This window comes from Streptomyces calidiresistens (assembly GCF_014141525.1).
Lineage (GTDB): Bacteria > Actinomycetota > Actinomycetes > Streptomycetales > Streptomycetaceae > Streptomyces > Streptomyces calidiresistens.
The window spans coordinates 1-1,953 of record NZ_VKHS01000922.1; the positions used below are offsets into that span (position 1 = coordinate 1).

Consider the following 1,953-nt stretch of genomic DNA (forward strand, 5'->3'; position numbering starts at 1 on the left):
GGGCCGGGGAGGAGGGGGAGTTCGTCTCGGAGTCCGAGCGGCTGCTGTTCGGCGGCCGACTGCGGTACGACATGGGCTGGTCCCGCCACGACGAGGCGATCACGGGCCTCACCCTGCGCCGCACCCTGGTCCAACTGCCCCGGATGCTGCTGGTCTGCGCCCGCCTCGCCCGGGACGCGGACCGCCGCGCCACCGGCACCGTGGTGCTCGCCGAGAGTCTGCGCGGCGTCACCGCCGCCGTGTCCCTGCTCGGCATCCAGGCCGTGCTGGCGGCGATCCTCGCCCCCGCCGGCGTCGCCGACGGCCTGCGCGACGCCCTCCCCGCGATCCTCCTCGTGGCGGGCGCGGCCTCGGCGGGAGCGGTGCTGGCGGCGGTGACCACGTACGCCGACGGCGTCCTGCAGCCCAAGGTGGAGCGGCTGGCCCGCGAGCGGTACCTGCGACGGGCGCTGACCGTGGAGCTGTCCGCCATCGAGGACCACGCCTTCCACAAGCTCCTGGAGTCCGCGCAGTTCGGGGCCTCCTCCGCCCGGCGCATGGTCGGGCAGGGCACCCGGGTGATCTCCGCGCTGATCTCCCTCGTCGCGGCGGCCGGTGTGCTGGCGGTGCTGCACCCGGTGCTCATGCCGATGCTGCTGCTGATGACCCTGCCGGGCGCCTGGGCCACGCTGACCATCGCCCGTGGCCGGTACCGCTCGTACCACGAGTGGGTGCAGCACACCCGGGCCGCGAGCACCATCTCCCGGTTGATCATCGAGGAGGACGCCGCCGCCGAGGTGCGGGTGCACGGGATCGGCCCCTTCCTGCTGCACCACTTCGGGGCGATGTCCCGGGCCTACGAGGGGGAACAGGCGCGGCTGGCCCGGATCGCGGCGGGTACCCGGCTGACGGCCGCCGCCCTCACCGGCCTCACCGCCGTGGCCGCCTACGCGGTGCTCGCCGGCCTGCTGTGGACCGGGGCGGTGGCCCTGGCCGCCGCCGGCGCGGCGGTGGTGGCGATCCGCGCCGGCTCCTCGGCGCTGGACTCGATGATCTCGCAGGTGACGAACATGCACGAGGACAGCCTCTTCGTGCACGATCTGCACCGGGTGGTCACCGAGTCCACCGGCCGCGAGATCCCGGTCGGCGGCGAGCCGGTGCCGGACGGGCCGGTGGGGATCGCGGTGGAGCACGTCACCTTCTCCTTCCCCGGCTCGGAGAAGCCCTCCCCCGTGCTGCGGGACGTCTCGCTGACCGTCCCCGCCGGTCGGGTCACCGCCCTGGTCGGGGAGAACGGCTCGGGCAAGACCACGCTGGTCAAGCTGATCTGCGGGCTCCACCGGCCGGACTCCGGGCGGATCCTGTTCGGCGGGGTGGACACCGTCCGGGCCGATCGCGCGCAGTTGTTCTCCCGGTTCGCGGTGGTGGGCCAGGACTTCTATCGGTGGCCCTTCACCGCCCGGGTGAACGTCGGCATCGGCCGCGCGGAGGAGCCGATGACCGGGGCCCGGCTGGACCGGGCCGCCGGGCAGGCGGGCGCGACGGCGGTCGTGGACTCGCTCCCGCGGCGCTGGGGCACCCTGCTCTCCCGGGTCTTCCAACGCGGGCACCAGCTCTCCGGCGGGCAGTGGCAGCGGCTGGGCATCGCCCGTGCCGCCTACCGGGACGCGCCCGTGCTGATCGTGGACGAACCCACCGCCGCCCTGGACGCCCGGGCCGAACAGGAGGTCTTCGACCGCATCCGGGCGTTGGCCGACGAGGGGCGGACCGTCGTGCTGATCACCCACCGGATGGCCTCGGTGCGGGACGCCGACCTGGTGCACGTGCTGCACGAGGGGGCGGTGGTGGAGTCCGGTGACCCGGCCGAACTCCTCGCCCGGGGTGGTCGGTACGCGGAGATGTACGCCCTCCAGGCCGCCCGGTTCGCCGATCCGCCGGAGCGGGGGACGTCTGTCTGTTAGACACCTCTGACGC

General features: G+C 74.4%; 1 protein-coding gene. It reads left to right on the plus strand.

Annotation, left to right across the window (positions count from 1 at the left end; all coding sequences use genetic code 11):
* Window positions 1-1,940 (plus strand): ABC transporter ATP-binding protein (locus FOE67_RS24165; RefSeq protein ID WP_438874301.1); only part of this gene is annotated, 1,940 nt, incomplete at its 5' end.
* Between the last annotated feature and the right edge of the window lie 13 nt (window positions 1,941-1,953).